General features: G+C 39.0%; 29 protein-coding genes. 17 read left to right on the top strand and 12 right to left on the bottom strand.

The window, feature by feature from the left end; all coding sequences use genetic code 11:
- Positions 1–217 precede the first annotated feature (217 nt).
- Positions 218–790 (top strand): Uma2 family endonuclease, encoded by a 573-nt coding sequence (locus C7B62_RS01420; RefSeq protein ID WP_106232822.1) that lies wholly within the window; start codon positions 218–220, stop codon positions 788–790.
- A 16-nt stretch (positions 791–806) separates the two neighbouring features.
- Here C7B62_RS01420 and C7B62_RS01415 read toward each other — a convergent pair whose 3' ends face one another.
- From C7B62_RS01415 to C7B62_RS01405, 3 genes are all read right to left on the bottom strand, one after another.
- A complete protein-coding gene (locus C7B62_RS01415; protein WP_106232821.1) occupies positions 807–1,802 on the bottom strand; it encodes a zinc-dependent alcohol dehydrogenase family protein in 996 nt (331 codons plus the stop codon).
- A 59-nt stretch (positions 1,803–1,861) separates the two neighbouring features.
- Positions 1,862–3,472, bottom strand: coding sequence for a reverse transcriptase domain-containing protein (locus tag C7B62_RS01410; protein ID WP_146132035.1), 1,611 nt, complete (start codon positions 3,470–3,472; stop codon positions 1,862–1,864).
- A 614-nt stretch (positions 3,473–4,086) separates the two neighbouring features.
- A complete protein-coding gene (locus C7B62_RS01405; RefSeq protein ID WP_106232819.1) occupies positions 4,087–5,088 on the bottom strand; it encodes a glycosyltransferase family 2 protein in 1,002 nt (333 codons plus the stop codon).
- A 243-nt stretch (positions 5,089–5,331) separates the two neighbouring features.
- On the opposite strand from C7B62_RS01405, the gene dacB reads away from it, so the two are divergent.
- The 5 genes from dacB (at position 5,332) to C7B62_RS01380 (ending at position 9,529) form a co-directional block, all read left to right on the top strand.
- Positions 5,332–6,840 (top strand): D-alanyl-D-alanine carboxypeptidase/D-alanyl-D-alanine-endopeptidase, encoded by a 1,509-nt coding sequence (dacB, locus tag C7B62_RS01400; protein ID WP_106232818.1) that lies wholly within the window; start codon positions 5,332–5,334, stop codon positions 6,838–6,840.
- Positions 6,841–6,947: 107 nt separating this feature from the next.
- Entirely contained in the window at positions 6,948–7,514 is a 567-nt protein-coding gene (locus tag C7B62_RS01395) for an LCCL domain-containing protein (protein ID WP_106232817.1), read from the top strand.
- A 61-nt stretch (positions 7,515–7,575) separates the two neighbouring features.
- A complete protein-coding gene (locus tag C7B62_RS01390; protein WP_233219758.1) occupies positions 7,576–8,352 on the top strand; it encodes a pantothenate kinase in 777 nt (258 codons plus the stop codon).
- Positions 8,353–8,460: 108 nt separating this feature from the next.
- A complete protein-coding gene (locus tag C7B62_RS01385; RefSeq protein WP_199194023.1) occupies positions 8,461–9,072 on the top strand; it encodes a chorismate lyase in 612 nt (203 codons plus the stop codon).
- Positions 9,073–9,193: 121 nt separating this feature from the next.
- Entirely contained in the window at positions 9,194–9,529 is a 336-nt protein-coding gene (locus C7B62_RS01380; RefSeq protein WP_106232815.1) for a hypothetical protein, read from the top strand.
- Positions 9,530–10,054: 525 nt separating this feature from the next.
- Here C7B62_RS01380 and C7B62_RS01375 read toward each other — a convergent pair.
- The 4 genes from C7B62_RS01375 to C7B62_RS01360 form a co-directional block, all read right to left on the bottom strand.
- Complete coding sequence (locus tag C7B62_RS01375) at positions 10,055–10,642, bottom strand: hypothetical protein (protein ID WP_106232814.1); 588 nt, start codon at positions 10,640–10,642, stop codon at positions 10,055–10,057.
- A 403-nt stretch (positions 10,643–11,045) separates the two neighbouring features.
- Entirely contained in the window at positions 11,046–11,672 is a 627-nt protein-coding gene (locus tag C7B62_RS01370; protein ID WP_106232813.1) for an ImmA/IrrE family metallo-endopeptidase, read from the bottom strand.
- 32 nt (positions 11,673–11,704) lie between these two features.
- A complete protein-coding gene (locus C7B62_RS01365; protein ID WP_106232812.1) occupies positions 11,705–12,046 on the bottom strand; it encodes a RodZ family helix-turn-helix domain-containing protein in 342 nt (113 codons plus the stop codon).
- A gap of 192 nt (positions 12,047–12,238) precedes the next feature.
- Positions 12,239–13,204, bottom strand: coding sequence for a Rieske 2Fe-2S domain-containing protein (locus tag C7B62_RS01360; protein ID WP_370303722.1), 966 nt, complete (start codon positions 13,202–13,204; stop codon positions 12,239–12,241).
- A 208-nt stretch (positions 13,205–13,412) separates the two neighbouring features.
- Here C7B62_RS01360 and C7B62_RS01355 point away from each other — a divergent pair, with 208 nt between their 5' ends.
- The 10 genes from C7B62_RS01355 (at position 13,413) to C7B62_RS01310 (ending at position 20,235) form a co-directional block, all read left to right on the top strand.
- The gene (locus C7B62_RS01355) at positions 13,413–14,288 is read left to right on the top strand and encodes a TetR/AcrR family transcriptional regulator (protein ID WP_106232810.1); all 876 of its coding nucleotides are present in this window, start codon (positions 13,413–13,415) and stop codon (positions 14,286–14,288) included.
- A gap of 267 nt (positions 14,289–14,555) precedes the next feature.
- Entirely contained in the window at positions 14,556–14,768 is a 213-nt protein-coding gene (locus C7B62_RS01350; protein WP_106232809.1) for a hypothetical protein, read from the top strand.
- A gap of 141 nt (positions 14,769–14,909) precedes the next feature.
- Positions 14,910–15,251, top strand: coding sequence for a cation:proton antiporter subunit C (locus C7B62_RS01345; protein WP_106232808.1), 342 nt, complete (start codon positions 14,910–14,912; stop codon positions 15,249–15,251).
- Positions 15,248–16,756, top strand: a complete 1,509-nt coding sequence (locus C7B62_RS01340; RefSeq protein ID WP_106232807.1) for a cation:proton antiporter — start codon at positions 15,248–15,250, stop codon at positions 16,754–16,756. The genes C7B62_RS01345 and C7B62_RS01340 overlap by 4 nt, the downstream gene beginning before the upstream one ends.
- On the top strand, positions 16,729–17,115 hold the full coding sequence (locus tag C7B62_RS01335) for a Na+/H+ antiporter subunit E (protein ID WP_106232806.1): 387 nt from the start codon (positions 16,729–16,731) through the stop codon (positions 17,113–17,115). The genes C7B62_RS01340 and C7B62_RS01335 overlap by 28 nt, the downstream gene beginning before the upstream one ends.
- Before the next feature lie 32 nt (positions 17,116–17,147).
- Positions 17,148–17,399: a hypothetical protein gene (locus tag C7B62_RS01330; RefSeq protein WP_106232805.1), complete on the top strand. Its 252-nt coding sequence runs from the start codon at positions 17,148–17,150 to the stop codon at positions 17,397–17,399.
- Positions 17,396–17,692, top strand: a complete 297-nt coding sequence (locus tag C7B62_RS01325; protein ID WP_106232804.1) for a monovalent cation/H(+) antiporter subunit G — start codon at positions 17,396–17,398, stop codon at positions 17,690–17,692. The genes C7B62_RS01330 and C7B62_RS01325 overlap by 4 nt, the downstream gene beginning before the upstream one ends.
- The gene (locus C7B62_RS01320) at positions 17,685–18,242 is read left to right on the top strand and encodes a DUF4040 domain-containing protein (RefSeq protein ID WP_106232803.1); all 558 of its coding nucleotides are present in this window, start codon (positions 17,685–17,687) and stop codon (positions 18,240–18,242) included. The genes C7B62_RS01325 and C7B62_RS01320 overlap by 8 nt, the downstream gene beginning before the upstream one ends.
- 2 nt (positions 18,243–18,244) lie before the next feature.
- Positions 18,245–18,907, top strand: a complete 663-nt coding sequence (locus C7B62_RS01315) for a Na(+)/H(+) antiporter subunit B (RefSeq protein WP_106232802.1) — start codon at positions 18,245–18,247, stop codon at positions 18,905–18,907.
- Between the two features lie 344 nt (positions 18,908–19,251).
- The gene (locus C7B62_RS01310; RefSeq protein WP_233219756.1) at positions 19,252–20,235 is read left to right on the top strand and encodes a phosphotransferase enzyme family protein; all 984 of its coding nucleotides are present in this window, start codon (positions 19,252–19,254) and stop codon (positions 20,233–20,235) included.
- A gap of 177 nt (positions 20,236–20,412) precedes the next feature.
- Here C7B62_RS01310 and infC read toward each other — a convergent pair whose 3' ends face one another.
- Complete coding sequence (gene infC, locus C7B62_RS01305) at positions 20,413–20,949, bottom strand: translation initiation factor IF-3 (RefSeq protein WP_106232800.1); 537 nt, start codon at positions 20,947–20,949, stop codon at positions 20,413–20,415.
- Positions 20,950–21,158: 209 nt separating this feature from the next.
- Between infC and C7B62_RS01300 the strand changes: the two genes are divergently transcribed.
- Entirely contained in the window at positions 21,159–22,076 is a 918-nt protein-coding gene (locus tag C7B62_RS01300) for an alpha/beta fold hydrolase (RefSeq protein ID WP_106232799.1), read from the top strand.
- On the opposite strand, the gene C7B62_RS01295 is transcribed toward C7B62_RS01300, so the two are convergent.
- From C7B62_RS01295 to hemC, 4 genes are all read right to left on the bottom strand, one after another.
- Positions 22,060–23,226, bottom strand: coding sequence for an iron-containing alcohol dehydrogenase family protein (locus C7B62_RS01295; protein WP_106232798.1), 1,167 nt, complete (start codon positions 23,224–23,226; stop codon positions 22,060–22,062). The genes C7B62_RS01300 and C7B62_RS01295 overlap by 17 nt on opposite strands.
- Positions 23,227–23,245: 19 nt before the next feature.
- Positions 23,246–23,821 (bottom strand): Ycf51 family protein, encoded by a 576-nt coding sequence (locus C7B62_RS01290; protein WP_233219755.1) that lies wholly within the window; start codon positions 23,819–23,821, stop codon positions 23,246–23,248.
- 96 nt (positions 23,822–23,917) lie between these two features.
- The gene (locus C7B62_RS01285) at positions 23,918–24,247 is read right to left on the bottom strand and encodes a DUF4175 domain-containing protein (protein WP_146132034.1); all 330 of its coding nucleotides are present in this window, start codon (positions 24,245–24,247) and stop codon (positions 23,918–23,920) included.
- A gap of 146 nt (positions 24,248–24,393) precedes the next feature.
- The gene (hemC, locus tag C7B62_RS01280) at positions 24,394–25,362 is read right to left on the bottom strand and encodes a hydroxymethylbilane synthase (protein ID WP_106232796.1); all 969 of its coding nucleotides are present in this window, start codon (positions 25,360–25,362) and stop codon (positions 24,394–24,396) included.
- Positions 25,363–25,466 lie beyond the last annotated feature (104 nt).

Below are 25,466 nucleotides of genomic sequence, written 5' to 3'. Positions count from 1 at the left end.
GCCTAAGCGCAATTTATCGCTCTCTCTATAACTATAATCAACAATAGGTATTTCATTATTTTGCTATGACTTTATCCAAGATATCCGACAGCAATGATCACCTATAGTCATTTCAAATAGCAACCAGTGGATCTTATAACGAAGTAACAAGTAACAAGTAACAAGTAAAATTCACCATCATCATTAATACAAAGTAACCATAGGGAAATTAATTAAAATGACTATAGTATTACAGATTTCTCCTGTATGGGAAATGAGCGCAGATAGTTTTTTTGATTTTTGTCAACTTAATTCTCATCTTCGTATTGAACGTACTGCTACAGGAGAACTAATGATCATGTCCCCAGCGGGTTCGGAAACAGGAAATCGCAATTTCAAATTAATTCAACAACTAGCTAACTGGACAGATCGAGATGGTAGTGGAATTGGTTTTGATTCTTCTGCGGGATTTACCTTACCTAATGGATCGACTAGATCGCCTGATGCTAGCTGGATTAAGTTGACCAAATGGAATAGCTTGTCTGCTCAACAAAAAACTAAGTTTGCTCCTATTTGTCCAGACTTTGTAGTGGAACTAAGATCTCCTAGCGATAATTTGAAAATGCTTCAAGATAAAATGCAAGAATACATTGATAATGGTGTATCCCTTGGCTGGTTAATCGATCGCACTACTCGTCAAGTTCATATTTATACACCCAACAGTGAGGTAAACAGTTTGGATAATCCTCAAACTATCAGTGGAGAGCCAATTTTATCGGGTTTTGTGCTGGATTTGGCTAAGATTTGGTAATATTAGAAATAATTTTTCAAAAAGATTGATTCAAAACAATTTTGCCGATCGCCTGTCCTGATTCTAGATGAGCATGAGCAGCAGCAACTTCAGAAAAGGTAAAAGTTTGATCGTCTAAAAGCGGACGTATTTGTCCTCGATCAACTAACTCAGCTAGTTTGACTAGAATCTTGCCGTGATAGGCACGGTTAATGCCCGACAACATTGGTAGAAGCATATAAACCAAATGTAAAGTTAGTCCTTTAGCGTGCATCAGGCTCAAATCTTGTTGGGAGGTCGAAACTGTCGATATCACTGTGCCATTTAGCTTTATTGCTTGGAAAGCATTTTGTAGATTATCGTTACCCACGGTGTCGAAAACAAGATCGAAGCCCTGACCATCAGTATATTGGGCGACAAATTCCTCTGTAGTAGTATCAGTATAGTTAATGGCGACATCTGCGCCTAGGGTAAGAGCGATCGCCGCTTTTTTCTCACTAGAAACGGTAGCATACACTTCTGCGCCAGCCCATTTTGCTAACTGTATTCCCAGATGACCGACTCCTCCAGTACCGCCATAAACTAAAACTTTTTGACCAGATTGTACTTGGGCGCGATCGATTAATCCTTCCCAAGCGGTAATTGATACTAAAGGTAGTGCTGCTGCTTGCGTCATGGTTAAAGATTTGGGCTTATGAGCAATTAAATTGCTATCCGCCAGCATATATTCTGCTAAAGCACCGCCTGTTCCTTTGACACCACCCGCACAGCCATATACTTCATCGCCTACTTTAAAAGCATTGACTTTACTTCCTACTGCTTCAACGACTCCCGCTACATCCCCATGCAAAACGGCAGGAAAATCTGGAGTAATATTCGGTATCAAACCCCGACGTATTTTAGTGTCTACTGGGTTAACACTAGTTGCTGCAACTTTTATCAGCACATGATTAGGTAATAATTCAGGCTTGGGTAAATCTGTCAGATGGAAACTATCTGGTGCGCCAAAATGTTCAATGACAAATGCTTTCATGGTTGATGTTTATATGGAAACGTTATCTTTACTTTTGTACCGTTGTTATGATGCTTCACCTAACAATTAGGCAGCCGCCTCCAAAAATTGGGTAAAAGATGATTCAGCTTTGCTAAATGTTCTTCATATTCAGTTTGATTAACTGGAGCAATCTCAATACTCTCATCTCCAGGATGTGAAATTGTATTACGGTTTCGTCGATCAAATATTGTTATTACAAACATAATTTCAGAATGACCTGCAATGGACTCAAGCCAATTTACTACATGATTTCGATCATAATGATTTCGGGTTACACTTGACTGCTGATTACAAAAGCACCATTCTTGTAAAACATTCAATAAATGGTTATAAGCTAAACCGTGTACTCCACGTCTTTCCGCAATAATTGTACGGCGAACTTGTTGCATAATACTTCTGTGTGCCTGTAGGCAGCTATCTTCTATATTGATATAGCGATTACTGGAAGGAGAAAGTGGGTTTACAAGACGACCAAGCAAATGAGTATATGGATTAGAAGATGTTTTAAGAAGATGGCTTACTTCATTATTGAACTCTCCGTTGTATTCCTCGATAAGCATTAAATACTCAGCTAAATGAACAATAGTTAAGGATAGTTGTGGGTTTCTCAAACCCTCGCAAACATAGGCAAAGAGAGTATTTAGTGCAGTTGGTACACGAGATATTAAGAAAACTAAAACCTTTATGCTCTTTGACATTAGAGCAGGATGCCAATCCTGGAAAACTGCTTCAAGTTGCTGTTGAGCCTGCTCGCTGCGCGTGTAATGAACAACAGCTTTTTGAAAACACTGTTTAAGAGCTAAATCATCATTAGTTGCAATTCTATCTATATATCCTCGCTGTCTAAACTGCTCTCTCAACGTGCTTAAAACTAAAATTGCGCGATTTAAGGTTTCTTGCGGCGGCTCTCCTCCTTCCTCTGGTAAAGGACGGTAGAAACTTACAAGACGACTACGTTCAATCAATTCGTCAACCTCATCCTCTGAGGTAAGAATATCTAATCTGGTTTTAAGCGGATTTAGGGTTAATCCAAGATTACTTGACAAATGTTCACCAATTCGAGTCGAAATATCAAGCATTTTTGTTCCAATATTCTCATTAATTTCTACATTAGGGAATTGCACAGTGAGAAACATATCATCAACATAGCGATGAAAAGTAAGGGATGTATTACTCTCCATCTGAATCTCACGTACACAACAGTCAAGCGGGTAAAGAAAGAGATGGCTCAAAAGATTGGAGACAATATTCTGTTGAGATATAGGCAAACCTTCTGAACGCCGCATTATTAAAAATAAGATTTCTCGGATTGTCAACTGCGTATGCTCGTCATAACGAAGGCGAAGTCGTGATGCTGGCAAAGCTTGATCTGCTAAAACTTGCATGAGACGAGAATGATCAATCGAACGGAAAAAATCTTGAATATCTAGGTGCAAAACAGCAACTTTATGATTCTGCACTTGGCGACGTACTGCTCTGCGTATATTCCTTGTAAATTCTTGATAATCTTCCTGATAATTGATCTGGCTTCCCTTTGGATTTTCTAAACGAATATTTGCGCCATAATAGGTATAAATTGATGCACGTTCTTGAATCGCATTCAATTCAATTCGCATTGCTTGCGTTAAATCAAGAAAATAAAATCCCAAAGCGTAATACAGTATCCAGAGGGAAATTTCAAGAAAATGAAACTGACGTACTCCACCGTCACCTTTAGGAACAGAATAAGGAATAGCACGGAATAAGCCCGGATAGTTAAAACAGAGGTCGTTGCAAACGTAATTGGTGTAAAACTGCTCTAAAACAATTATAGCAAGAGCATTCTCCCTTCTAAGAATTTCTAAATCTAAGCTGCGATGACTGCGTGAGTTAGATTGAATTTGACAAGTCAGAAGTTCAATAGCCTTCCTGACATGTTCCTCTGTTAAAAAAAAACCAATTGGAACGCTGATGGTCTATTCTCCTGCTCTCGATCAAATATTCAACATTTTACCCAAACTAAATGATTTTTTGCTGTGGTTAAAGGCGAAGCTGATTCCTGAGAAAAGTAGAAAAATAGAATCTTGGAAACTTCACCACCAATTTTATTCCACCTAAACTCTAAACACTGACAAGTAAGCTCTCAGCTAATTCCCCTGTATGGGAAGTTATCCAGAATTATTCTAGATATCATACTTTATGTTTGGGTCGTACCATCTTAACCTCGATCTCTCCAAATGCACTTTGTTCTCTCAAAAATGCGATCTTTAATACCAAACCAAGTCTACTTTTTACCCACAATATCTCTGATCCGATAAATTGGTCTTCTTTGGGATTCATGGTAGGTACGCATTAAAAGTTCGGTTACTAAACCAAAGCAAAATAAATTGACTCCCGTAATGATCAGTAAAACTGCCAAAATCAGTAAAGGGCGATCGCCGATATTTTGATTGAAGAATAGTTTGACAATCGTGAGATATGTTCCCATGGCTATCCCCGTTAATAAAGCAATCACCCCACCTAAACCAAAAACATGCATCGGACGAGTCAGAAATTTCTTCATGAAGTAGACAGTTAATAAGTCCATCACGACTCGAATCGTTCTACCTAAGCCATATTTACTTTGACCAAATCGTCTGGCATGGTGACGTACTGGTACTTCGCCAATGCGCGCACCTTCGATATAGGCTAAAGCTGGTAAAAAACGGTGCAATTCACCATAGAGGTTCATGTCGGCAATTAGTTCAGCGCGGTAGGCCTTGAGGGAACAACCATAGTCGTGTAGTTTTACCCCTGTCACCTTGGCGATCATGATATTGGCAATTTTTGAGGGCAATAGTCTAGTCAAGGCTGCATCCTGTCTTTTGATCCGCCACCCACTCACTAGATCGTAGCCTTCTTCCAGTTTGCCCAACAGCAGCGGAATATCCGCAGGATCGTTTTGCAAGTCGCCATCTAAAGTCACGATTACTTTTCCTGTAGCCAATTCAAATCCTGCTGCCATTGCTGGAGTTTGCCCATAGTTACGTCGTAGGATTACTGCTTTGAGATCTGTTCTTCTTTGAGCAAGTTCGGTCAAGACATCGGTCGAACCATCTTTTGAACCGTCATCAACACAGATGATTTCGTAATGCAAATTGGTTGTGGCTACAGCATTAGCGATCGCCTGTACTAAAGCTTCGATACTTTCGGCTTCGTTATAAATCGGCACAACTACTGATAAATCTAGCTGGGGTGAATCTAAGACAGAGGCGCGGATAGGGTTTTCTAAAGAAGGAGATGACATAGGAATGTTAGTAGTGTGGACGAATCAGAGTCAAAGTACCGTTGACTGATTAAGCCTCCATGATCTTGAACAAATATTATCTAGCATTAGAAATCTCTTGTCACTATATTGGCTTTGAGCCTTCAGCCCTAATAAGCCCTAAGCTTTTATAGCCTCAATATCTAAAACAAATTCTGTTAATTTTTCAAATATTATCTGTTGCATTTAATATTTAACGACATCATTTAAATTTTTCTTGACTAGATGAAATTAGTTTTTAGTTGGTTCAAGCTGGCTGGTCTATTGTGTTTGCTCTCGGGAAATTCTCTTTTGATTACGGCAACTTGGGGTACGGAAGGAAAGCCAAAACCAACTCTACAAAACTTAGACAAGAAACCGAAACGGTTTTGTACTCAAGATTTATCTCCAGCTATTGAACAGGTTATTAATCGTCCTAAGTTGTCGCGATCGCGTTGGGGAATTGAAGTTCAAACTCTTACGGGGAAATCTTTATATAGTCTTGATGGGGATAAGTTTTTTAATCCTGCTTCAACGCTAAAGCTACTAGTCTCTGCTGCGGGGTTACTAGAATTGGGTGCAGATTATCGGCTTAAGACACCAATTTATAGCCAGGGAAATCGGCCAGTTTTAAGCGTTCTGCGTGTTAAAGGACAAGGAGATCCCACTATATCGACTCAAAGCCTAAAAAATATAGTACATCAGTTGCAGGTCAAGGGAGTTAAACAAATTAAAAACTTAATTATTGATGATAGTTATTTTGCGCCACCGACAATTAACCCAACCTGGGAATGGGCAGATGTTCATAGTTATTTTGCCACGGCAGTTAACAGCACTATTCTTAATCAGAACACTGTTACTTTAACTTTGTTACCTCAGCAGATTGGGCAACCTGTCAAATTCTTTTGGGATGATGCGATCGCCGCTAATCAATGGCGGGTAATTAACCAAGCGACTACAGGAAAAGCAGATCTTGAATATGCGGTGGAGATTGATGGAGATCTGGGTCAACCTCTGTTAAAACTTCGTGGAGAATTGGCGGTTAATCAACCTCCTGATGTTTGGGATTTAGCAGTAGTAGATCCTGCTCAATATTTTTTAGAATCGCTACGTTTTCATCTCGCCCAGGGTGGTATTAATGTGAGTAGAGGTACTGTAATTGAACAACAAGTTGAGCGAGAAAATCAAGATTTATTAGATACAGAATTAACGGCAATTTATGCTCCACCACTACAAAAAATATTAGCCGAAATTAATCAGGAGAGTAATAACCTCTATGCAGAAGTATTAGGTAAAATACTAGCTCAAGAATTACAAGTAGCAACACCAATTGATGCCATTAACCAAAGTCTTAAACAGATCGGCATTAAACCAAACGAATATGTTCTAGTTGATGCTTCTGGTTTATCTCGTCAAAACCTAGTGACTCCTCAAACATTGGTTGAAATCTTGCGCTTAATGTCTCAATTAAAAACTAATAAAATAGCTCAAACTTATCGTCAATCCTTAGCTATTGCAGGAATTAAAGGTACTTTAAAAAATCGTTTTATTGATACTCCCATCGAAAATCGTCTTTGGGCTAAAACAGGAACCTTAACAGGTGTAGGAGGATTATCAGGATATCTACAAACTCAGTCCAACTCGACTCTAATTTTAAGTATTTTAGTCAATAATTCTGAACTAGAAAATAAAGAGATTCGCCAAGCAATTGATGAAATAGTTGTGATCGTAAACCAGCTTGAGTCGTGCGAATAGTCACTGAACAAATAAAGTTCCCAGGGTTAGATAAAGATATCAACAAGCTTTAGACAAAATTATAAAAATGCTGTGTTTGAATCACCCTTACTTTAATCATCAAAACTATGAAAACTATTAAAGCTAGTTCACCAATAAAATTGATCGTTGCTAGTTTAGCGATCGCAACTAGTACAAGCTCTTGGCAACCCATTCATGCTCAAAGTGCTGAAGAAAAAGTGCCAGAAATAGGCTGGAATAGCAAATTAAGCAGTATGGGGATTAACAAAATTGAAAATATTGGCAAAACTTATGATTTTTACTGTCAAGCCGCCACTGAAGATTTAATTCATGCTTCCATATGGGGAACTAATTTCTATACTTTAGATTCGGGAATTTGTAGCACGGGGGTTCATGCAGGCATGATTTCTGAAGCTGGTGGAACAATTCAGATTGAATTAATTAAAGGACAAGAGTTTTATACAGGAAGTAAGCAAAATAAGGTTAAAAGTGAAGATCATGTCAGTACCGATCTCAGTTATACCTTTAAGGGTGAAACGTTAGTAAATCAACAAACACAGACACAAACTTCAACACAGCCTCGCCCTTCGATAATTGAAAGGGTAATGGTTGACACTTTACAAAGAGGTGTAGAGCGCTCAATTGAAAAAGCGATTATCAGTATCTTTGATTAACTACAATTTTGGCAAAATTTTGTTTCAATATAACTAGATTAAAAAGTATCTAAAAATTCAAGTGAATGAGTATAGTTGGTTGGCATTAGCTGCTGGTAATTCTAGGCTACACTGGGGATGGTTTAAGCATCATACTCTAGTGCATACTTGGGATAGTCCTCACATTTCCAACACGATTAAACCAGATCAACTACCACAGCTATTTTTTTCCTCTAATTTAATTAAACAAGGTTTGTTTGATGTTCCCGTGCCCATATATCTAGCTTCCGTGGTATCTCATCAAACAGAACGCTGGCAAAATTATCATCAATTAAACCTAGTTAATTTGTCAGATATCAAGTTAACTAATCTTTATCCCACTATAGGAGTTGATCGCGCTTTAGCGGTTTGGGGAGCGATCGCAACTTATGATCGAGCCTGTCTAGTAATTGATGGGGGGACAGCCTTGACTTTTACAGGCGCAAATCAACAAGGACAACTAATTGGTGGGGCAATTTTACCTGGGTTGCGATCGCAGTTACTTACCCTCAAGCACAAAACTTCTGCCTTACCTGAAGTAGAGCTTCCTGATAGTCTACCGCCTCGCTGGGCATTAGATACCGATACGGCGATCGCTAGCGGAGTTTTATATACGGCGATTTCAGGCGTATATAATTACATTCTCGATTGGCTAAAGCAGTTTCCTGATAGCCCAATCATTTTTACAGGAGGAGATGGGGAATTACTCTTAAGCTTATTGCATCAGCAGTTTCCCGATCTTTCGGCTCAAGCTACAGTCGAGCCTCATTTAGTTTTTCAGGGAATTAAGTTAGTTTACGCCCAAAAAAATCCTCAATAAATTTATATTTAAATTGAGCGATCGCCTCAAAAATTTTATCAAAAGCAAGAAATTTTCCACAAAGAGCGTTACGATTTTATTAATAAGAATAAAGTTTTGTAACCAAACGTGACTGCAACTCAACCATTAAATCTTTACACTACCCCTCGTAGCTGGCACTCTCTCAAGCCTATTTGGTCAGGAGACAAAGAAGCCATACAAGAAGGACTACCTCACGAACAGCTATCTCCAACTTGGCAAATGCTCTTGCTAGGTGATGGTTCTCCAACTCATTTGTTGCAGTTACTTACGGGAGAAAGAACCGAAGTAGACGTAATTGATATGTCCTTAATTGGCACAACAGATGATAGCGCACCAGCAGAAATTAAATTTATCACTGAACCCCGATTAAGAAGGCAGGTATGGCTGAGGACTGCTTCAGGTCAAAGATTAGCTTATGCTGCCTCTTGGTGGAATGGTAGTAATGTTGATGATTATCTTCAGAATCGTTCTTTACCTGTATGGCGAAGTTTGGCTGATCTACATACAGAACTATATCGAGACGTGCGCGGAATTTATTATGGTCATTGTCCCGAATTAGAAACAGCATTTGAGCAAAAAGCGCCATTTTGGGGTCGTCATTACCTTTTTTGGCATGATCGCCAACCTCTGACCTTAATATATGAAGTCTTTTCTCCCTATTTACAGAAATATCTCGGTCAGATGATTCAAAAAAACTGAGCAAATAAATCTAAAGTCTTTGTTAGTTCTTCACTGGGTTTTAACAGGCGGACTCTATACTTTCTAGCAAAGTGCAAAAATATAATTGTGCTTTTAAGACAAATTACGAGGAATTAAGATTATGGGTTTTCTAGGAAAACTATTCGGTAAAAAAGAAGAAGATAAAGCCAAAAGTGCTGGTAAAGTTGCCGTAGCAGCATCATCAAAAAACAACAGCATTGCTCCTGAAAAAGTTGGTTTAGATGGTCAGTTTGATGAAAGCGGTTTAGCCAAGCGTGTAGCCCAAGCACTAGACGAAGCTGGGATTGACGATACTGTAGGTCTATGGGTTGCTCAAACAGGTAGCACTGTAGTTTTGAAATACAATCCTGATGCTGAAGGTGTTCTTGCTCAAGCAGAAAAAGTAGCTAAGGGAGTAGAAGGTGCAACTGCGGTAAACACTGTGCCTAATAGCTAATTTACAGTCATTTTCATTTGAATAGACTACGTTTTGAATTAATTAGTTCGTAGCTTTTAGCTTTTAGCTCTAAGCTTCTTAGCTTTTTTTAATTTTATTGTTGTGGTCTACTTATTTGAGCGCGGGGAATGCGCCACCTACGGGCGCATATGCAACCGCGATGTTGTAAAAGCACAGTAACTATAATCTAGACAATACCTAAACAACATAGGACTATGGTGTCGCTACATCTAGTCCTTTTTTTAATAAAAAGATATATAGTCATTCCAAATAACAACCAGACGATCTCTGAGAAAAGTAGTAAGTAGCAAATAAGATTTGACCTTATTATCAATACCAAACTACCATAAGGATATTAATTGGAATGACTATAAAATATTCAGTCACAAGCTAAGGATTTACAGAGACGATCAAATATTTCTGTATAGTAAGCGAACTATAGTTTAGAACATTGTTATGGCAAGGGTTTATGCGTCTTAACCTTTGCTTCGACTGCTGTAAATCTTTTTTTTTAGTAATAACTTGTTAAGGTTTTGGCTCTACTTGAGTTTCATCTCGGTTTAATTCTGGATTAAGAGTAGAGTCTGGTTCTGAAGATTTTAGTTCTTTTTCAGTTGTTTCTGGGGTGGTATTCATTTCATTTCTAGGAGTTTCTGATGTAGTCGCAGGAACATTAATTGAATTCTCAGTAGGTTTAGATTCAGACTGAATAGGAGTAGGATTAATAGGTTGTATTTGAGGGATAGGAACTACCTCTTGAGTTTTTTCAATTGTTCTTTCAATAACAGTTGTTTCTCGATCTACAGGTTCTACTGCTTCTGGTTTGACATTTTCATTAATAGTTGAATTATCGGGAACTGTTGTAGGTTGATTATTACCATTAAAAATGAATAAAGCTGCCAAACCCAAAGCAGCCAGAAGGGCTAACATAAATCCGATAAATAATCCTGTAGAATTATCACGTTCTTTGATAGTAGTTTCTATTGGCAAAGGGGTTGCTTCCCTTTTACCTTGATAATATCCGTCTCGGTAGCTTTTTTCTGATTCGGTAATAGGTCTAGCATTAATACTATTTTCAAACTCATTTTGATTTTGATTGTTGGAAGTTTCCATATTTTTTTTTTAGATGATATTAGATTGAGTTAATAGTTATTTTCGAAATAAGTAGTTTCTAATTAACAAATCCAAAATAACAATTTATTAATAAGCTAACTTCTATCTAAAGAATGATTAAAAATTAAATTAATAGTAAAGTTGATCTTTTAAAAATAAAGTTATAGCGAAATAATAAGAATATTAAAAATAGAGTTAATTTGAACTAAAAATATTAGTTTTTAAAAGAGGTTAAAATAGTTTAGGCTGTGATGCATTTAAACTGTGTATTATTCTTTTAGAAATCTAATCAGTAAACTCTCTCCTCTACTCCAATACTCCACTACTTCTCTACTTTCCCAAAACAACAAATTTAAAGCTCAACAGCTTATGAGTTGTATTAACTTAGTGACTCAACTATTAATTATGAACTGCGGTTTAAATAAATTTTGCGAGTATCAGTGTCTAGATAAATCCAACCTAAATCTTGTAAGCGAGTCGTTAAGTTAGATATGGTCACTCCCAAATCTGTCGCTATTTGATAAAGATGCTGCCATTTGGTTAAATCTTTGTCCTGCTTTAATTCTGTAAGTATGTGTTGTGGCATGAGCAAACATCCAGCAAAGTACTGTGCTTGCCATTCAATTCTTGCTAAATTACTACTGCGACAAAGAAAAGGCTTTACTTGAACATCAACACCTTTTTGTTTCAGTCGAATGTAGCGTTCTACTTGTTCCACATCAATATGCAGTACCCAATGTCCAATTTCATGAGCAATAGTTGATTCGCCAAAACCTCCTTTTAATTGGGGAATATTTTCATTGATTTCGATCAGTTTTTCTAGGGGTAAAATTCTGGCAGCGATCGCTCCTTGTTCGTCATCGGGTATTGTGTCCCAAACCAAATTTAGATCTAAAAATTCGGCAATAATACTGGCATCTATGGGTAACTGTAGTGGATTGTGTGATCGCTCCATCTGCAACCAAATATTTAAAGCGTAAGCTTCGATTTCTAGTTTAGAAATGAATCGAAATGGACGAAAAACACTCACAAAAAATACCCGTTCTCATGATTAACCGTTAATTAACCGTCAGTTTTAGAAGCTTCGCGAAACACTCTTTGAGCAAATTCAGGATTTTCTCGCATCCGACGAAACAAAACTGGCAGATCTTTATAATGTTGCTTGAGCAAGTCTTCTTCTTGCTGGGGAATTCTACCTGCTAAAAAGATTAACTGTTCTTCATTTAATTTTAGATGCTTTGCTAAACCTCGGATCACATCTTCTTTAGGCGCATAGTCGGCGCGATTGTTTTCTAGCTTGGATAGATAGGTAAAATCTATTTGCAATAGTTTGGCTAATTCTCTTTGAGAATACTTTTGCTCTTTTCGCGCTTGACGAATCAATTCACCAAAATTTTGGGACACTTTAATTATTCCTGGTAACTATTTACCTACATCATAGTTTAGCTTGAATAAACAATCAACAAAATTATCATAGTTGTCAATGGATTAATTTAATTTAACTAATCAACTCAAATCATTAGTTATATGAAATACCAAAAACATGACTCCCCCAGTCATGCCATTGCTCGCCAACATTTATTTAACTATTTCAAGTTATCTTTGCCAATTGGCAAAATTGCGATCGATCCAATCCATTCCCACCTCGTTATTTAACCTAATTTTTTTGGGCGCATCAGCATATATCTTGCTCAAAATGTCACTATCTTGTTCGACGACCACTTGATTCAGCCCTAAAAGCTGATTTTTTAGTAATTTACTCAGCGGATTAGTAGCTTCGCCAAACAATAAAACATATACACGAGTTTTTGTTGGTGATTCTGGAACAAAAAGATTACACTGAGCTATTTTTCCCAAGGGACTTTTGCCGTATAAAACAACTAAACTAGGAAAAAAATTCTCTAAATGAGCTTCGATGACATCAGGAACTATAAACTGTTTAGGTTGCTTAAGCTTTTGCCAGAAGGTTTTTGGAGCAGTTGGCATGTCATAAAAAGCTGCCGAATGATAGCCGTTATCAATGAATTTTTTAAATCTGACTTCCGTAATTTCAAACAAGTCTCGATGAGTTCCATTTTGATGATTATAGTCGTGCATAATTAATAGCATCGATCGCAAATCTGTTTCTACAGTAGTATCAGCGGTAGCGCCAATAAATTCGTATTCTTGGGCGATTTCAGCTAAAACATTAGGAACGGGGATTCTCGGTTCATATCCGCCGTAAGACCAAATGAAATCACTCTGGATAATTAGTTCTAAAGATTCTAATTGCGGTAATGTTTTCTTATTTGTTCCTGGTAAGATAGTGCAGCCATGGTGGTCAAACTCCAAAGCGTGAAACGGACAGACAACGTTACTTGAACCATCTGCTTGAATATTACACCAGCCTTCAGATAGCATTGCACCCATATGAGGGCAGACGTTAGACAAACCGCTGATCTGTCCTGATTTATCCTGCCAGATCACATAATCTTTGCCATAGAGCGAAACCTTGAATGGTTGGTTTACAGGTAGCATCGATCTATGAGCTATTAGCCAGGGCGCACCTTCTAACATCGATATATTCATATTCATTAGACTCATTTAATAAAAATCACTAAAAATTTGCCTCAATAACTAGCCCACGACAACTAAAATATATATTGTCGCAAGTTTGCGATCGTTTAGATCTAAATATTTAATAGCTTTAAGCTGAATTTTTTGGCTAAACCCAAACAAAATTATCTTTATTTGATTTTAAATATATGACAATAAATTCGCTTTTGTCAAGATGAAAAAAACTTCTTTGCGTCGTCAACCCCAACAGAAACGCAGTCAAGAACGTGTTGAAAGAATTTTAGATGCAGCAGCAATTGTTTTTGATGAAGTCGGTTTTGAAGCAGCCACGACTCATGGGATCGCATCTCGTGCGAAGACAGCAGTAGGTTCTCTCTATCAATTTTTTCCCGATAAGCTAGCCATTTTTAATGCTTTAGAGTTGCGCCACGTAGAACGGGTAAAGATTATGTGGGACAAATTATTGCGTCCTGAAATCATCCAGCTACCATTTGCGGACTTTATTCACGCTTTAGTTACTCAAGTTGAACAATTATTTGAGCAACCTACTTCTAGGATAGTTTTTATTCAATTTTTTGTTTCCCCGACTATTTTTAGGAACATAGATCCCAGCTTTACTCAAGAAGCAATTGAATTTGTAGCTAGGTTATTAAAAGCTCGTAATCCTAAGTTAACCACTCAAAGAAGTCTCATTTTAGCCGAAATCTGCGTCAACGCAACTAATGCGCTTATTTTGCTAGCTTTGAAAAGTAATCAAGCTCATTACCAAGCAATAACTCTAGAAATTGAAGCTCTGCTGAGAGCTTATTTAAAAGCTGATGTAGGGGATGATGAAGTTCATCAGTCAATCCAACCTCTGGATAAGTTGATTAGCTCCCATCAGCTTAATTCACGTCAAAGTCTAATCCTCAACTACGCTTTCAGTAATTCTGAAATTACCATCAAAAACTGTGAGCATATGTTTCCTAATGTTTCCCGACGCACTTTACAAAGAGATTTAAAAACTTTGAGCGATCGCAACTTATTACTGTGTCAAGGCAACACCGATCAACGCTCTTATCGGCTTAATTTCGCCGCAATTAACTTGTGACAACTGATGACATTTGTAAGTACTTGTATATTTAAACTTTGATAGTCCATCAAAATAGTCTTAAGCATTTGATTCGCCAAGAAAAAATAGCGCCACATCGACAAGAGACAGAAAAAACAAATTACATTGAAAGATTTAATTGCCTTCTCAGACAGCGATCATCTCAATTAGGTCACAAATAATTGAATAGATTGTTTTTTTCTACAAACTTGTATAGTATATTTACTATGATAAATATTCTTGCATAGGCAAAAAACTATATAAACTATGAATTATTTAGTTTCCGATAAAAATACCTTGATTTGGTTCTGTTTCACTCTGTATGCTGTGACGGCAGTTTTTTTATTGCCCAACATCATTGAATTCAAATCCTCAACCATAGATGTTTCTGAGCAAAAAGTCTGGCAATTTACTTCTCGGTTTATTTTAAGAATTGCCTTGGTTTTGCCGATGGTATTTTTACTCAAAAATGCCATTTAAAATAATCGACGCGCTAGCTAACGAGAAGCGCAACACTCAGCAATATGGGGGGGTTGCCAGCATCGGTAACTTTGTGAGAAGCTACCCTTGAGGACAGCTATCAGCTTTGCAATCTTTCACGCTATCAACTGGTATCAACTCATGACAGTATTAGAAGCTTTTGTATTCGCTACAGTTTTATGTGGCTTTTTTGGCATCATTTTTAAGCAAAATCTAGTGATGAAAATCATCTCGATGGACATCATGAGTACAGGAGTGATTGCCTACTATATCTTAGTAGCTTCCCGCACGGGTTTATTTACGCCTATTGTCGGGAATAAAAATAATGTGGCTTATGCCGATCCTGTTCCGCAAGCGGTTATTTTAACTGCGATTGTCATTGGTTTTTCGATTCAAGCTTTGATGCTGGTAGGAGTTATGAAGCTGGCGAAAAACAACCCTACTTTAGAAATTAAGGCGATTGAAAAGAATAATATGTCATGACCGAAATAACAATCGCCTGGCTATCTTTACCATTTTTTGTAGGATTCGTAATTTATCTATTTCCCAAGCTTGATCGCATTTTGGCATTAAGTATAGCTGTGATTTCCGCTGCTTATGCCACGCAGATCTTTGTGGAGGAATTAGTTTTAAATATTCAGCTAGTAGATAACTTTGGCGTTACTTTAACCGTTGACCAATTAAGTGGCTTTTTTATTTTAACTAATGCTCTGGTGACAGCAGCAGTAATTATTTACTGTTGGCAAACTGGTAAAACCGCCTTCTTTTACATGCAGCTAATTATTCTCCATGGTAGCGTCAACGCTACTTTTATCTGTGCCGATTTTATTAGTCTGTATGTGGCATTAGAGGTAATTAGTATTGCTTCGTTTTTGTTAATTGCCTATCCTCGAACGGACAGATCGATTTGGGTAGGGTTGCGCTATTTATTTACCAGTAATGTCGCCATGCTATTTTACTTGGTGGGGGCAGTGCTAGTATATCAGGCACATAATTCTTTTAGTTATGCGGGTTTGCGCGGTTCTCCCTCAGAAGCAGTGGCGCTAATTTTTCTCGGATTATTAGTCAAAGGGGGAATTTTTGTCTCTGGTTTATGGTTGCCCCTAACCCACTCTGAATCAGAAAGCCCAGTCTCGGCGGTCCTTTCGGGCGTAGTAGTCAAGGCAGGGGTATTTCCTCTGGTGCGTTGTGCATTGATATTAGAAGAAATCGATCCAATTGTGCGATTGTTTGGCGTGATTACAGCAGTTTTGGGAGTAGGTTTCGCTGTTTTCGAAAAAGATAGCAAGCGGATGCTAGCATTTCACACTGTTTCCCAGTTGGGTTTTGTGTTAGCTGCGCCAATGGTGGGGGGTTTTTATGCTCTAACCCACGGTTTGGTCAAATCGGCATTATTTCTGATTACGGGAGTTTTGCCGAGTCGCGACTTCAAACAATTACAACACCAGCCAATGGATACTAAAATTTGGCTAGCTTTAGCGATCGCTAGTTTTTCGATCTCTGGTTTTCCGTTACTGTCTGGTTTTGGGGCAAAAGTTTTAACCAGTAAAAATTTACTGCCCTGGCAAGTGATTGGCATGAACCTGGCAGCTTTGGGGACAGCTATTTCCTTTGCCAAATTTATTTTTTTACCCCATCAAAAACTGGCAGGCAATGGCGATCAAATGATTAAGCTTGACGAGAAGACAGGGGAACAGGGGGACGAAGGTAAAAAGATTCAGCCTGGGTTTTGGTGGGCAATGGTTATTTTGCTGGGTGGCTTAGTGGGAGCTAATGTTTTTTACTATCAAGCTTATAGCCTACAAAATACAATCAAACCCCTAGCAACCATCGCTTTAGGTTGGGCAGCGTATCTGGCGGTCTTTAAAAAATTAGTAATTAAAATTCCGCGCGATTTAGAGCTGTTCGACCATTTAATGGGAGTAATGAGCCTGATGTTAATCTTACTTTTTTGGATTGTATGGACGCAAACACAATATTTAACTTAATTTTACGGCTAACAATTTGGTTGCTGCTGACCAATAATTTTGGATTGCTTAATCTTGCTATCGGTCTGGCGATCGCTTTGTTGTTACCTCAAAGTCGAACCGCTCCAGTGAAAATTAAGGATTGGCTACAGGTATCATGGAAGATTATCAAGGCAATTCCCCAAGCATATATCGAAGCGATTCAAATGATGCTGCGTCCTCATAACCAAGAAGATTTTGTTCGAGAAACAGTCAAAGCAGAACGCACTCCAGGATTAATTTTTCTTGATATTTTTCTCATTACTTTTACCCCGAAAACTATTGTCACTAAATACGATAAACAAGGTTGGTATGAGGTTCATCGAGTTAAACCGAAATAAAAAGAGTGCAAGAAAGATAAAAACGGACAACTATGGATTCAATTTTAATCGCTATGATTTTAGCTTTATTAATCCCTATCTACGAAGCTTGGCAAGATGACGATATTTGGCAAACAATACTGGCATTTACTAGTATTGCCACCAAAACTTCAATTATGATGCTGGTTATTTCAGTTTCCAGAGATGATTGGTCAATTGGCGTGGTGGCGGTGATTATCCTCAGTGTAGGCAATGCAGGATTAATGTTAATGGCACATTTAATTAAAAGGATCAATGAAGCATGATTGATATTTTAAGCTATGGCTTGATAATTCTAGGCATTATCTTCTGGTTTTGGGGAACTTTGCCTCTGATTGGCAATAGATCTGTCTTATTTAAACTTCATAGTCTTTCGGTTGCCGATACTCTGGGTTCAATGGCAATTTTAGTGGGACTACTACTCAAAGTACCTAGCGAATGGTCTTTGTTACTGCTAGCAATTATCACCCTGGCAATCTGGAATACAGTGCTGGGCTATGTTATTGCCTATTGTGCTAGCGATAATTCACAACTAGCTAACACAAATAAACATGACTGATAAATATATTTATATAATTGTTGCTTTACTGCCTTTGGCATCTTTCATCTTGGTATTTCAGGTCAATCCCTATCATGCCCTCGTCATCAGAGCTATTTTAGGTGCGATCGCTGTATTAGTCTATGTTATTTTAGGGGCTGCGGATGTGGGTTTAACAGAAGCTTTAGTTGGCACAATGTTGGCAGTTACCCTATATGTAATTGCAGTACGTTCTTCTCTAGTCATGCGTTTGGGAATACTCAAGCAAAATACTCCCCAGCCAGAAAGTTACTTTACAGAACTAGTAACTAGCTTAAAAAAAGCTCTCGATAAGTATCATTTACGTTTAGAACTAGTCGAATATCCCGACAATCAATCCTTACAACAGGCATTAGTTAGTCAAGAAATTCACGCCACCTGTATTGAACAGCAGCATTCCCAACCTAACTTAGAAGCAAAATATCAAACTGCAATCAGAGTACATCGCTTGTTTGAAATTATGCAGCAAGAATTAACAGCGTCGGAAACAACTTTGACTTATGTACCCATAGCCAATCAGGAGCATCAATAATCATGAAATGGGCTTATCTTGTCGCGGGCATCGCCTTATGGATCAAAATGATAGTCATGCCTAATCCCACAGCAGAATTAGCAGAAATATCAATTGTCGAATCAATTCTCAAAGATACTGGTGTCAGCAATGTCGTATCGGGAATTATTTTCCGCAACCGTCTTTATGACACGATTTTTGAAGTGGTGGTGTTTACCATCGCTATTTTAGGAGTCAAGTTTCTCCTGGCAAACGAAACACCAATCAGAACTCTGGTTCAATTTAGCGATCGCCCTTCGATTATCCTCGCACGCCTAGGTGCAACTATTGCTGCACTCGTAAGTATTGAATTGGCTATTCGTGGTCATCTTAGCCCTGGCGGGGGTTTTGCTGCGGGAGTAGCTGGAGGAACAGCGATCGGCTTAATTGCCATCACCTCATCTGCTGAATGGATGGAAGGAATTTACAAAAAATATCATGCCGCCACTTGGGAAAAGATTTCGGTGCTAATTTTTGTTATCTTAGCTGCCATTACTTTGGTTGGATGGGAATTACCCCATGGAGAATTAGGGGCATTATTTAGCGGTGGTATTATTCCCCTGTTAAATATTTTAGTGGCAGTTAAAGTAGCTTTGGGTTCTTGGGCAGCAATCTTACTTTTTACTCGCTATCGAGGATTGCTTTAATCTAATCTAATAAATTGGGATAAAGTTATCTTTTCCTCACATAATTTTAGCAATCTCAAACTTTAGTATTATTTGATACTTAATGTTTCCCCCGCGAGCAAGTAGATTATAAAAATGCTTACCTATAATTTTTTGATTAAAGGCAGGAATTTAGTTACTAAACGGTGATCTTAGCGCTTGAATCTTCGCTCTCGACAGGCAAACCCTCCTTGCCGATAGGCACAAAGGAATGCGCGAGTCTTGACTTAGCCCCAACTGAAGATTACTAAATCTGTAGTTAGTATTGTAGTTAGTATTGTAGTTAGTACTGTAGTTAGTAAAAGGTCTTATTATCAATGGTAGCGATGGATGTATTTCCAGCCATCTATTCTACTCTTTCACCCCAAGCCTTGATCGAAGGTGTACTGACAGAGTATGAACTAGGAACGATTAATCAATGTCTATTCTGGCATCGAGGTTTAAGTGATATTTATCTGATTGAAACAAAGCACAAAGCTTATATTCTCAAAATTTCTCATCACCATTGGCGTTCTCAATCAGATATCCAGTTCGAGCTTGAATTTCTTGACTTTCTAGATCAGCACAATTTACCTATTGCTAGTCCTTTAAAAACCAAGTCAGAGCAGTTGTGTGTAACTATTAATGCAGTTGAAGGCGATCGCTATGCCGCCCTTTTTCCTTACGCTCCAGGAGAAATTCCCCAAGGCGATCTCAATCTTGAGCAGAGCAGGATTATGGGTCAAGCTTTAGGTAAACTTCATCAGACCTCTCTTCAGTTTAAAAATGAAACTCCACGCCAATGTCTCAACCTAGATTATTTATTAGATGATTCTCTAAAAACCATTAAGCCCTATCTTCGAAATCATCATCAAGATCAGCCTTATTTATTTGCAGTAATTGAAGAGATCAAACAGCAGCTAACCTGCTTAGATAAAACTGCTCCTCTATGGAGCGTTTGCTGGGGCGATCCCCATAGTGGCAATGTCCACTTCACCACAGATAACCAGATTACCTTATTTGATTTCGATCAATGTGGCTATGGCTGGCGTGTTTTCGATCTGGCGAAATTTTTACAGGTGTCTCTCAGCGCAGGAATTGATCGTAAGGTAAGAGATTCCTTTTTTAAAGGCTATGAGGATGTTCAGCAATTAACTGATGCTGAAGTAAATTCTCTGCAAGCCTTGACTCAAGTGGCTCATATTTGGACATGGGCAATTAGCATTAAAGCTTCCGCAGTCCATAATTGGGCTAGAATAGATGACTTTTACGTTAATCGGCGTTTAAACCATCTGAAGAGATTAAGTAGCCAAGACTGGCAGTTGTTTTAGTAGTAGTTATCTACTACCCACTACCTACTACCTGTACGGGTAAGACATTGCCTTGCCCCTATCTACTACCTAAGTCCTAATCTAACTTTGTACAGCTATATTTGCGACACAATTAAAAAAGAGAAGGAGATCAACTGCCCTTCTCTCTTGTTTGCCAGAATAAGAGGTGAATCTAACCTACTTCTTTGGTGACAACATCATCATCATGTTGCGCCCTTCTCGTTTAGGGAATTGCTGTACTTCGGCATACTCTTCTAAATCTTTAGCCATCCGACGCAGTAAATCTTCCGCTAATCTAGAGTGTTGAATCTCTCTTCCGCGAAAGCTAATGGTCGCTTTAACCTTGTCTCCTGACTTGAGGAAGCGTTGAGCATTTTTGACGCGCACATTATAGTCATGCTCTTCAATTTTGTAGCGCATTTTTACTTCCTTGACATCAGCGTTATGCTGCTTTTTCTTCGCTTCTTTAAGCTTTTTGTCTTGCTCGTATTTATATTTCCCATAGTCCATAATTTTACAGACTGGGGGTTTAGCGGTTTCGCTGACTAGAACTAAATCTAAGCCTTGTTCTTGCGCTCTGGCGAGAGCTTCTTTAGGCGTAATTATACCTAGCTGCTCTCCTTCAGAGTCGATAACGCGAATCTCGGGGAAGCGAATTCTTTCGTTGGTTTTGGTTAAATCGCGACTGTTGTTACTGCGTCTTCTATCTCTCACAGGCGTACTTGTTCTTTCCTTTTATGTTAGTAATATTTTGAACCAAAATATGATGATAAAAACTGAATATCATCTACCATCTTACCGATCTTATTATTAATAGAATGTTAAGTTAATTTTATCTTCAACTAATGCTTATGACTTAACCAGCACCAGATACACTTTGCATCATCATGAGCTATTTTGTAAATATTTTTTAAGTAATTAACTTGAATACAAACCAATCTTGGCAAGAACGCATCGGCAATCAAAGAGAGTGGGTTTGGCAAGGATGGCAAACTCGCTATAGTTACCTCAGAGCGAAGCAAAAAACAGATATTACGGCAACTCCACCCATAATTTTTATTCATGGCTTTGGCGCAAGTATCGAGCATTGGCGTCATAATTTGCCTGTAATCGCTCAGAATCATACAGTATATGCTTTAGATTTACTAGGCTTCGGTGCATCGAGAAAAGCTGACACAGAATATAGTGCTGCTTTATGGACAGAACAAGTTCATGATTTTTGGCAGACTTTTATTGGTGTTCCTGTCGTTCTTGTCGGCAACTCTATTGGGTCATTAGTTTGTTTAAACGCTACTGCTGTCTATCCTGAAATGGTTCAAGGTTTAGTGATGTTGAGTTTACCAGACGTGTCGGTGCGAGAGGATATCCTCCCACCGCTAGTTAGACCAATAGTGACGGGGATTGAGAACTTGTTTGCTTCTCCTCTATTAATTAAAAACCTACTTAAGCTAGTTAGAAGACCAAACATAATTCGCAAATGGGCAGGGATTGCCTATCCTAACAAAGAAGCGATTACTGATGAGTTGGTAGCAATACTCTCTAATCCTGCTTACGATGATGGTTCAGACCAAACCCTATTTCGCCTCACTCGCAGCGTAAGGAAAGCTAGCTTTGCCGAGTCAGTTAGAGATCTATTACCCCCAATTAGAGTTCCTATGCTGTTAATCTGGGGATTACAAGATAGAATGATCCCGCCTGGTCAAGCAAGAGCGATCGCCGAGTTAAATACTAATTTAAAGTTAATTGAATTAGAAAATGCGGGGCATTGTCCCCATGATGAATATCCCGAACAGTTCAATTCTTTATTATTAGACTGGCTGGAATCTACGCCATTTCTTTAGGAGTGAGTGGCTTCTCGCCCCTACTAGTTTCCGCTACGGTAGACACCATTGCTGCTGCTAGCTGTTCGGCGGATACAGTGAAGGGTAATCGGTGAATGTCTGACTGGGGTTGAGTTGCGATCGCCGTTACCTGACGCAGTTGAGCCAGAGTAATCTCACCTAAACCTAAATCTTCCAGGGACTTGGGTAAGCCAATTTCACCATAAAACTTAAGTAGCTGCTGGCGGGCTGATGCTGCTAACTGATTACCCTGCACCATTTCTTCTAGGCGTAGCTGAACTAAGATACCATAGGCTACTTTTTCGCCGTGGAGTACGTCATGAGCTTCTAGCAGATGAGTTAAGCCATTATGCACCGCATGGGCAGCTACTGTACGACAGTCTGCCCCGCCAATACCGCCAATGACTCCCGCCAGCAATACTGTGGCATCAACTACCTCCCGCCAAGCATCACTCTCAGTATCTTTCAGGGCGATCGCCGATTTTTGCAATAAAATATCTCGCAATACCCTCGCTTGCTGTACTGCTGAAATTAACAAGGTAGCGTTGGAATTACCACTGCTAACAGAGGCTTCATACCATTTAGCGATCGCATCACCAATCCCCGCCACTAAAGTGCGTTGAGGAGCAGTACGGACTAGTTCATAGTCGAGAATTAATAAATCGGGACAGCGACGCAAAGTAACATCATATTGAAATGCCCCTGCCTCAGAATAGACATTAGATAAGGCTGTCCAAGCTGCACAGGTAGCTCCCGAAGTAGGAATCGTGACTATTGGTAAACCGCACTGGTAAGCAACTAATTTTGCCATGTCTAGAGCCTTACCACCACCAACACCAATAATTACATCAGCCTGATGCTGTTGAACTATTTCTTTAAGTCGCACCAAAGAAGATTCGGCACAGTCAGGGGTATAACTAGCTGTTTTACTAGTCAGCTTGGCTGCTTTAAGCGCAGGCTGTAGAAAAGCTGTTACTACTTTTAAGGTTTGATTCCCGCCGATTACTAAAGGTCGAACACCCAAAGCAGCAATTTCCTGACTTGAATTAGCCAGACAATGATTACCTCGTAATACTCTGGCCGGAGCGATCGCTAAAGGACTATACTCGGTTACTTGGGTGCTTAATGCTTCAGTGGCTGGCTTATTCATATTCTTAGATTGAATCACTCTAGCTTGATAGTCGAGGCAGTTGCGCTACATTTTCCGCAAAGACTTCAATGTCGATATCTTTGCTACTACGATCTGTAATTGAGCGTTTGGCTGTCCCCAAAAACAAAGGTTTAGATACTCCTGGCTGAGGATGTAGTACAGTTCTTAACTTAATTGTAAACTGATCGTTGCCTGCTGTGCCTGTTCTACCATATGAGTATAGATCGGTTGCCGCCTGAATTAAGGTCGGCTCAATGGCTGATTCTTCTATCTCAGGAGATACGGCTACTACGGCTTGATTAGCTCCATTATCGTAAATTAGAGTATAACGAGCTGCACCAGGAATTTGGGCATGGGGAAATAGACCTAAACCTAAAGCGAAAAAACCAGCAGTTAACACTCCCATAAAGCTGGTCACACCTACTAGGCGAAAACGAAAGCCCCAACCGAGGACGAACGCTGCAATTGTCACCACTAAGGAAATAACAGTAGCAATTCCCAACCATTTGGCACAGGTAAAAAGATCGATCATGGGAAACAGTCTCTGATGATTAAGCAAATTTGCACTAAAAAAACTAGAAGTTGGTAGTTTCATCTATCCAACCTCTAGTTCTCAGGATAATATTAATTGTGCTGTCTAGTCTAAATTGTCCTGAGTCAGCAAAAATTATAAATAATTAAACTACTATATTTATTGACCTTCTTGCATATTGTCAGCGCCTTCTTGCATAGCATCGCCAGCATCGTCAGCGCCTTCTTGCATATTGTCAGCACCTTCTTGCATAGCATCGCCAGTATCGTCAGCACCTTCTTGGACAGCATCGCCAGCATCATCAGCACCTTCTTGCATAGCATCGCCAGCATCATCAGCACCTTCTTGCATAGCATCGCCAGCATCATCAGCGCCTTCTTGCATAGCATCGCCAGTATCGTCAGCACCTTCTTGTACTTGACCAGCAGCACCGTCAGCATCAGGAGTTTCAACTTGATCGCCTGCACAAGCAGTAAACAATAAAGACAAAGCAACGAATGCGGGAACAGCCAGGGTTTTAATTTTCATATTCATCATTTGCAAGATTCAAAAAATTTAATTAGACTACTAATTGATACTCGATAATTTGTGTAGAGTCAAAGCAATTGTGCATTTTTGATTAAATTTAGTTTTATTTACCCACGTCCTACTTCTGCAAAAATTTTGGCTAATATTTCTCCTGCCCCTTGTTCCTTTAATTTCCCTGCTAGCTCTACCCCTAATTTTTCTGACTCATTTTTATTACCCCTGACAGAGTCTTTAAGTAATTGTTGACCATCAAGACTAGCAACCATCCCAATTAAAGTTAGCTGGTCGTTTTCAATTTGAGTATTTACACCTATGGGTACTTGGCACCCGCCTTCTAGTTCTCTCAAAAATGCTCTTTCCGCCAATGCGCGATCGCAACTGTCAGCATCTTCTAAGGCTTTCAAAATCTTCAGAATTTCTCGATCTCCTGCACGGCATTCAATCCCTAATGCCCCTTGTCCCACTGCGTGGAGAGAAATATCTGAGGAAATATGTTGGTGAATGCGATCGCCCATATCTAATCGCTGTAATCCAGCCACTGCCAAGATAATTGCGTCATACTCTCCTGCATCAAGCTTTGCCAAACGAGTATTAACGTTACCTCGAATATCTTTGAATTCTAACTGGGGAAAATGGTGGCGAAGTTGGGCTAAGCGTCTGAGGGAAGATGTGCCGATTACCGAACCTGCTGGCAAGGTTTCTAACTGTTTGTCTTGATGCTTTTGATTGACTACTAGGGCATCAGCAGGATCGACCCTTTTAGTAACACAGCCTAGCATTAAACCTTCTGGTAGGTTAGTTGGCAGATCTTTGAGGGAATGCACGGCAAAATCTGTGGTGTGGTTGAGCATTCCCACTTCTAACTCTTTGGTAAATAGACCTTTATCACCAATCTTGGCTAATGGAACATCAAGAATTTTATCTCCTTTAGTACTCATTTCCTCAACTTCAAAACTGATATCAGGAAAGTGCTTTTCTAATTCAGCTTTTACCCAGTAGGTTTGCACTAAAGCAAGCTGGCTTTTGCGAGTACCAATACGAACAGTACGCTTATCAATTTTAACGGAGGATGTCATAGGAAGTAGTTTAAAAAAATCAAATAATCACTCGATCTAGCGTATCGTAATTCAAGATGGGTATTGATTAATTTTGTTTGCTTTTTGATCGTAACTAATTTATG

Origin of the sequence: Pleurocapsa sp. CCALA 161, assembly GCF_003003995.1 — a bacterium.
In the GTDB taxonomy this organism is placed as follows: Bacteria; Cyanobacteriota; Cyanobacteriia; order Cyanobacteriales; family Xenococcaceae; genus Waterburya.
The sequence above is the reverse complement of the archived record's forward strand: the minus strand, read 5'-3'. Positions and strand labels throughout refer to the sequence as shown.